Source organism: Paenibacillus cellulosilyticus (genome assembly GCF_003182255.1).
In the GTDB taxonomy this organism is placed as follows: domain Bacteria; phylum Bacillota; class Bacilli; order Paenibacillales; family Paenibacillaceae; genus Paenibacillus_T; species Paenibacillus_T cellulosilyticus.
This window is the reverse complement of the sequence record NZ_QGTQ01000010.1, coordinates 180,496-188,463: the sequence shown is the minus strand read 5'-3', so window position 1 is coordinate 188,463 and position 7,968 is coordinate 180,496. Positions and strand designations below refer to the sequence as shown.

Here is a 7,968-nt window from a genome sequence, read left to right as displayed (position 1 = left end):
CTGACGAAATTAATGTGGCAGCCTTATGCCGAGTGGCTTCAACGGATGAAGCAGAAACCAAGTCGGGTATCTCTAGGAAGACGACGAAAAACGACTGTCGACTGATCGACAAGTGCAACCGTCATTTTACTCATGTGAACATATTTACATAATTAAACCAAATGAATAGAGCTACCTCTAAGAGGCGCTCGACCTTTTGGGTTTCGGACCAAAAAGAAATCGTCATAATTTTCAGACAGAAAGTAAATCAGTTGTTTATGCAACGCTAGTGATTGAATATGTCTGATGCATCCTGTCTGCAGATCGGGATATTGGCTGATAATCCATATACAGGGATATGAGTACAGAAAGATACAATCAAATCTATCGAACTGAACTATTCTCTGATTCTGTAAAATAAAATTAAGGAAGCATCTGGCGTCCAAAAGAGCCTGTTTAAATATAGGAGAGTGCAATGTGTTAGAAACAACATCCGATAACTTTATCTCACTTGACTATTGGAAGGAGCAGATAGCAAAATTTCCTCTTAACAAATATGAATTTGTAGTTTATCACACCGAGTTAATGTTAGAACTACACGGAAGTTCCGCTTGGAAACTAAAAGCAATTCGAGCGCTTATTGATGCATCAAAATGATTTCCAAATTAGACACTCAATGAAAAGATTCCGCTGATCGCATGGCTTATCAAAGAAAAAAAACGCAATTGGACCAGGTCTTTTACGGAGATACCGTAATAGACCTGGTCCAATTGCATATACCTAGTGCGAGTGAAATCACCAACTATGATGAGATTTATTATAATCCATTGCAATAGTCCATAATGATGAAACAAAAAACAACCCGCAATTTCTATGGTTGCCGTGAACTCCAATCTTAACCGTTGCTTTCATATTCCCGCAGCTACTTGTTTCAACTGGTCCTACATTGCAAGGTCGCAGAATTCATCATCATTTTACTATTCCTCAATTGCTTTGCATTCCAGAATGCTGTGAGCTTATCCTTTGAAAATGTGTGAACTCCCCCCTATGATTCGCCTCGTCCGTCAGTTGTCGTGAATCATATCCTTAAATAGATATCGCAAGTGATATCGCGTAGTTCATTATGAAAGGGAGTGTTTCTTGATTATGGCAGCATTAACTATAAAAAGTTGCAGCAGGAAGCCTGCTCACAGAAAAGTGAAATGTCGGGCAAGAACAACTACCTCTAATACGATTGCATTGCAATTGCTTGCTCAATTACAATCCCAACAACAGTTTCAAGCACAATTGCAACAGCAGATAAATTCCCAACTACAAACGCAACAGCAATTCCAAGCACAATTGCAACAGCAGGTTAATTCCCAGGTTCAAGCTCAACAGCAATTCCAAACACAGTTAATGTCCCAAATGCAAGAAATAGATGATACACAGCAACAATTACAGCTACAATTGTTCACTCAACTACAGGCTCATATTCAAGCTCAGTTGCTAGCGCAACAGGAATTTCAAAAACAAATGCAAACACAGATAGAAAAAACGATCGTCAACATTAACGGATGGCAACCACCGCCACCGCCACCAGAGACCTGATTAAGCTGAAAGTAAAGGTGGGACTTATAGTTTTGGCGAATTGACTTCGGTTTTTCCTATGATATTGGTATCCGCTGGAGGAGAGGTTAAGGAAATCAATCTGTATGATACAACCTATTTACAAGCTTACTCCGTAAAGTTATTAGCACGGTACTTACAGCTACTAGGAGTGAGTAATCAACAGATGAGAAGTTCACATCCCTTTTCCTCTGCCGAGTTTATGCCATGATCAATACATCTTAATTACCTAAGCATCGGACGATCTGCAGTTTAGGAAACTGTAGATCTATCCTTGCTGGACAAAAAACTACAATTTTGCTACCTTCATTCGATTTATGTTCTTGACCTCCAAAGCTTATACATGAGGACTATATATCCATTTCTTCATTTCGAATTATCGTCTTTTAAAGAATCATCTTTGAATTCCTCCGCTCCTTCATCGTTACTGTTTCCTTTATCCTTGAGCACTTCAATCAACTGTTTGAGCCTGTAGGGTAGAGGTAGTCCTATCCTTCCACAATTCTCAGTAATTGAAATCAACTCATTCGCCAAATAAAAATAAATCGCACCGCACATCGTAACTCCATCCAACTGAAGCAACAAATCTATCTTATGGGCAAGAAACACAATCAACAACGTCAAACCTTTGCGAGTGAGACCCCAAGAACCGATTTGACTATTCAATCCTTGCTTCTCCTTCATCGCAGCTGTAATTCCTGTCAAATAATCGATTCCCATTGCTACAAGCAGCAGGGTAAGTGATTGCGGCAAAGCATCGAAGGCGTAATTAACGGATGTTCCGACTACAGCAACCATTGAGCAAAACCAAGTATTTGGCATATTTCCTCCCACCTTCTTAAGTCTACATTTATACTTGAACTGAATGTCGATGCATCGACAGATATATGCCATTATATTCGGCAAATACAAGGTTGTCCGAATCATCCGCCTAACTTGTTTCTAATGCTTACTTTAGGCATTAATGGATGGAGATGTAGATGGGGTGCGAATTGTTTGCGAAGAATCTCGGTATTAAAAAAGTCAAAAATATACTCTGTAAGTCTAATTAATATCACTAGCGTTGCAGCATTTTACTACCAACCGATTAAAAAAAGCGACTGCACTCCCGTTAAATTCAGGGAAGCAATCGCCGGTTTAAATTTATGCTTTATAAAAAATAAGCATCATTTTATTAGAACTGCTTGTTCATATGATTCGATTAGTATTTTCCTTTTACCAAGTTCAATGAACGAAAGTTATCTATAAATCTTCTAGTATTCAAAAAATGTAATAAGATCGTCACTCTTCTTCCTCTGTAATCTCAACCAATACTTCGTTCGAGTTTACAATACCTGGCAAACGATCACCATTAAGAAGTAGAAATTGAAAATTAATCGATGCTGCATTTACGGTAATCGGCGGATTAGGCTCATAATTGACCTGAACCACGAAACGAACGTTGAACGTAGATTCGGGTGGGATAGTGCCTATCGGAATACCGCTCAATGGTGATGCTTCTATAATTGATGTTCCATTTACCGTGACACTGTTCAAAACAAAAGACAATCCAGCAGGCAGTGGATCGTAAAGTATCGCCTGATCAAGTGGCACAAGGTTGGGATTCTCAATTTCCACTCCATACACAAACACGCCCCCAACTGGAACCTCTGTCACATCCGCTGTTTTCGTAACGGTTGGCGAAGTTAGAATCAATGATTGCACTGGGTTGCTAAGTATCGTCTCCCGATAATTACCTCCCCCCGGTATTTCAAAAGTTGCCGCGATCTTGCTCTGGTTAACCGCAATACCTCCTGGCGGGAAGAATACGACTCGAAGCATAAATGTGAGTTCGTACGTCACCTCCCTCTCGACCGTTCCTGTAAGGATACCATTCTGTAATGATTCACCTGGAATTGGATAACCATTAATTTTCAGGCTGTTTGGTACGTATTCTGTTCCAGGTGGTATTATGTCGCTCACGAAAGCCAGCACATTAAAACTTCCAATGTTTCGAATAATTAATCGATAATGCAACCAGTCCCCGATAAATACGTAGCTTTCTCTGACCTCCTTCACGATTTCCACAACTGGTTCTGTGACATATATAACGGCGGGATTAGATGCTGCGCGAGCCGGCGTTCCATTCTCCGTATAACTCAGCCATGCCGTATCCCTAATTGCTCCATTCGCAGGAATCGATACTACCGTTGCAACATACGTCACAACAACGGTCTGACCCGGTTGTATCGCCCCAAGTTGAAAACCGTCCTCCAAATTTCCGGATACAGGAATTCCTGCGGATACAGCTGAAACAGGCACATATTGTACCCCTGGATCGGAGAAATCGGTGAGTACAGCGTTCATAATGGCTGTATTGCCGTTATTCGTCACTACTATAATGAAAGTCACCTGCTGACCAACTCTCGCCATTGTCGGATTAACTGATTTTGTTACAGAGATTGCAAAGTTAATATACCGAACTTCCACTTTATTGGATTGTGAAATGCCGCTCCCGGTTTGACCTGAAGGAGATTGATAAGAATAGGCTGCCGTTGACTGATCGATATAAAATTGACCGCTGCTAGCTGGAGGAGCGACGAAATGAACATCAAAGCTAACAACTGCCTCGGAGTCCGCATTTATATCGCCAACCGGAATACCTGTCAGAGGACTGACTGCGGGATTCAGTACCCCGTTTACCCGTACGGTGCCCGGCACGAATACGGCATTTATATCGCCCAAATCTGTCAGAACCACAGTAGCAGCGACATTCCCCGTATTCGCTACCGTAATGGAATAGGTTACGTTATCACCAACTTCAGCTTCACTGACGCTGCATCTTTTGGTCAGCGTAATGACAGGCTGCAGCACATCCACTTGAACGGGATTAGTAGATTGGTTGTATGGCACTGTACGATAATTGAATGCTACGTTGGCTGTGTCGGTAATAACAGGCGGATTTGGCATGCTAATGACTATATATTGGAAGGTTATAATTGCCGATATACCTGGCCCAAGCGTCCCTAAGGTTATTCCCGTTTCAGGAGATGTACCAGGGGCGGATACTCCATTAATCGTAACACTATTCGGTACGAAAGAGACATCTTCAGATATCGTATCCGTCACAACGGTATTCAGAATGGCTTCCATACTATAATTGGATATTTGAACGGTGTACATAACCGTCTCACCGACGATCACTTGTTGCTTATCAGCTTCTTTATTCGCTATCACATGTGGGTTGATATCAGGATTGATCACCGGCAGTGTCACTTGATTAGACATATTTTGCCCCGGAATCGGATGTCCTGGCTCTAGAGAATACGTATATGATGCGGTCGCAATGTCAGTAATAGAGTGACCAGGAGGATCGGTAAGCACGAGTAGTTGGAACGTCACTTGTCTGGACGCCCCTTCCGTTAAAGAGCCGAGCGGAATGCCAGTTACAGGATCAACTCCTGGCACATTCGACCCGTCCACTGTCACACTGTTCGGAACAAAGCTGGTACCGGCAGGAATCGTATCGGTCAGAATGACTGAATCAACGGTGATATCACCGGCGTTAGAGACCACAACCATATAAGTTGCTACCCCTCCCACAAGGACCGGGCTAGGCGTTCCTGATTTCATTACGGATACACTAGGCTGAAACACCTCAACCTGCACGATGTTGGATGGAACCGAAGTCGAGATCACAGGACTTTGTGGATTAGGCTGAAAATCGTATGCAACTACGGCTTGATCCTTTACGAACCCGTCATCCGGCACTGCCGTTATCTGATATTGAAAAGTAATCGTTATCTGGCCACCAGGTGTGAGCGTCCCGAGAGGGATACCCGTGGTCGGGTCCACACCAAGAACTGTGCTGCCGTTCACCGTCACGCTATTTGGAACAAAAGTACCCTCTGCCTCAATCGAGTCAGTCAATACAACCGAGGTCGCATCAACGGCTCCTTCATTCTTCACAATCACTGTATAGGTAACGATCGTCCCCACAGTGACATTCGATTGATCGGCTGACTTCGTAATAGTTAGAAGCGGCGTCTGTATATTCAACTGGAGTCCTATGGTATTGACCAAGTACCCGTCACCATTCGTCGTTAGTTGAAGGTACGCGCTTGTCTGCAAGTATTCAAGTGTTGATGACACATCGATGTTGGTAATATCCCAGCCTTGTCTTCCGCCGATAATATTACTTCCAGGCTGTCCATTAATCTGGTTTCGAGTGCCGAACGTACCACTCGTATCGAGTTGACCGAGATCATTATTAATCTGAGAAGCGAAAAAATTACCTGGATAATTATTAGGTCCGGACAGTACAGTTAACGAAGAGGTAGTCGGTCCGAATAATGCCTGATCACCTGATTTGTTTGCATCGCCTTCTTGAGCACCAATTAGCGCACGGCCACCGAGAGTGCCCATCTGCGGTGTTGCAAACCCCGTAATCAGCTCAGTTACCGGACCAGACGTTGCGAGAATGACTTCAGCGCCAACTCTTATTGATAAGTTCCTTAGTTGCTGGGTAGGATCATGGTAAGCAACGGCCAATGTCCATCCGCAGTTGTTCGAGGTCGGGTCAGGTACGACAATAGTGCCAACAATCCCTCCGGCCGTATATGTGCCGGCTCCTGCAGCTTGCACTAGCGTAGTTACTTCTGCAGATCGAACATAAGCATACACATTCCCATATTGCGTCCCCGAAGACAAGAGCACCTCAAATCGTGTCCCCATTGAAGGCGAGATGGAGAAGCTGCCTAAGGGTGTCACAAACGTCACTGCATCGTTGATGAATGCACTGTTGTCTACACCGTTATTAATGTACGTTCCTCCCCAAATTAGCTCCGCATAGATAACCGAGCTGCCCAGTGGAAGCTGAAGAATGGCCGAGGAACTATTCAGGTGAAAATCACTTGTCGTACCCGGCGGATACGTACCGAGCTGCAATGCAGTGTTTGTGGTCACGTAAGCACCGATGCTGTCCACGGTCCCCGGCACGCCAACTGAATTAGAGCGACTCAGCCCCAATGTATTCCCCGTGTAAGTAAGCGCCCCGGTGTCATTAAGGAAAAAGCGATTGACGAAAGGCATACATTCCCTCCCCATTCAAGTTACGCTTCTTTATTAATATGAACGGCCGGAAAATCTAGACGTGATTCCTCCCTTCTTCCAGTCACTATATACTCACAGTCAATTTATTTACTTAGACCCTAATCTCTCATTCTAATACTTTGAAACAAACATTTTCTAAAATAAGGATGGAACGAAGGCAATATGCACATTATAAAGGCATCAATGTCGTAAGGAGTTGCTTCCATGGTTGCCGATAGAGGGAAAATAACCGTTTGGCTCTCGTACTCGATCCTTTTGTTAAGCGCAGGGCTCGTTTGTCATGTGCTTTCGATTCCAGCCATTCTAGATACGGCTGGCCGTGATGGTTGGTTATCCATTCTTGCTGCAGCTCCCTTGTTTCTATTGTTCATTCTCATGATGTATTACATCCTTAGAACACTTCAAGGGCAACGGATGCTTGACTGGTTGGAAAGCCAATTAGGCGCATTTCCCGCATGGGTCATACGTATTAGCGCTTCTATGCTGCTCTTCATACTAGGTGCCCACACCTTGTATGAAACCTCATTCTGGACCGTTTCAACCTATCTACAATTTACGCCCATTTTAGCAATCGTGTCGCTTGGAGCGTTTGTTCCAATGATCGCTGCCTGCAGAGGTATTCGTTCTATTGCGATTACTTCTTCCATTATCCTCCCCTTCGTTCTCATGTTCGGGTATTTTGTTATGGCCGCTAATTCTCGTTATAAGGATTACAGTCGATTAATGCCCATGATGGAGAATGGCATGGGACCGGTATTGCATGGCATGATCTATTCTCTGGCCGGATTGACGGAAATCTGGATACTCGTATTTATCCAACACCAAGTCAATACGCCTTTCAAGTTATGGCACCTGCTGGTTCTAGCCATCTTCATGATTTTCATGGCGCTTGGACCAACCATGTCTGCTATCACCGTGTTTGGACCAGAGGAAGCAATGAAACAAAATAGTCCTCCATTCGAGCAGTGGAGAATCGTCAACATTGGCAAGCTCCTGCAGCACGTCGATTTTTTGTCCATTTATCAATGGCTTTGCGGCTCCTTCGGGCGCATATCAATCAGCATGTATTTGATTGTCGAATTGCTTGAAATTAGAAAACCCCACGCCCGCTATACATCCCTTTTGATCATTGCCGTTTGTATGGCGACAATCGCGATGTATTGGTGGAGGAGCGATCTTGTTTACCAGTACATGATACATATTCAATTTCCAACTATGCTGATTTACGTATATAGCTTAATTTCAGGACTAGCCTTTTTGGCTTTTATAAAAAGGAATAACAAGGAGTGA

General features: G+C 43.6%; 5 protein-coding genes. 3 read left to right on the top strand and 2 right to left on the bottom strand.

Going from position 1 to position 7,968, the window contains the following annotated elements; genetic code table 11:
• Positions 1–456: 456 nt before the first annotated feature.
• Both DFQ01_RS15225 and DFQ01_RS15220 read left to right on the top strand, forming a co-directional pair.
• Entirely contained in the window at positions 457–636 is a 180-nt protein-coding gene (locus DFQ01_RS15225) for a hypothetical protein (protein ID WP_110044746.1), read from the top strand.
• Positions 637–1,125: 489 nt separating this feature from the next.
• Positions 1,126–1,569, top strand: a complete 444-nt coding sequence (locus DFQ01_RS15220) for a hypothetical protein (protein ID WP_110044745.1) — start codon at positions 1,126–1,128, stop codon at positions 1,567–1,569.
• Positions 1,570–1,953: 384 nt separating this feature from the next.
• On the opposite strand, the gene DFQ01_RS15215 is transcribed toward DFQ01_RS15220, so the two are convergent.
• Positions 1,954–2,409 carry a phage holin family protein gene (locus tag DFQ01_RS15215; protein ID WP_110044744.1) on the bottom strand — a complete coding sequence of 152 codons (456 nt, stop codon included), beginning with the start codon at positions 2,407–2,409 and terminating at the stop codon, positions 1,954–1,956.
• Positions 2,410–2,868: 459 nt separating this feature from the next.
• On the bottom strand, positions 2,869–6,657 hold the full coding sequence (locus DFQ01_RS15210) for a DUF7507 domain-containing protein (RefSeq protein ID WP_174812774.1): 3,789 nt from the start codon (positions 6,655–6,657) through the stop codon (positions 2,869–2,871).
• A 225-nt stretch (positions 6,658–6,882) separates the two neighbouring features.
• Here DFQ01_RS15210 and DFQ01_RS15205 point away from each other — a divergent pair, with 225 nt between their 5' ends.
• Positions 6,883–7,968 carry a GerAB/ArcD/ProY family transporter gene (locus DFQ01_RS15205; protein ID WP_110044742.1) on the top strand — a complete coding sequence of 362 codons (1,086 nt, stop codon included), beginning with the start codon at positions 6,883–6,885 and terminating at the stop codon, positions 7,966–7,968.

What these genes read in the sequence shown, in the direction of transcription:
- DFQ01_RS15220 (WP_110044745.1), top strand. Translation starts at nt 1,126, where the DNA reads ATGGCAGCATTAACTATAAAAAGTTGCAGCAGGAAGCCTGCTCACAGA.
- DFQ01_RS15215 (WP_110044744.1), bottom strand. Translation starts at nt 2,409, where the DNA reads ATGCCAAATACTTGGTTTTGCTCAATGGTTGCTGTAGTCGGAACATCC.
- DFQ01_RS15210 (WP_174812774.1), bottom strand. Translation starts at nt 6,657, where the DNA reads ATGCCTTTCGTCAATCGCTTTTTCCTTAATGACACCGGGGCGCTTACT.
- DFQ01_RS15205 (WP_110044742.1), top strand. Translation starts at nt 6,883, where the DNA reads ATGGTTGCCGATAGAGGGAAAATAACCGTTTGGCTCTCGTACTCGATC.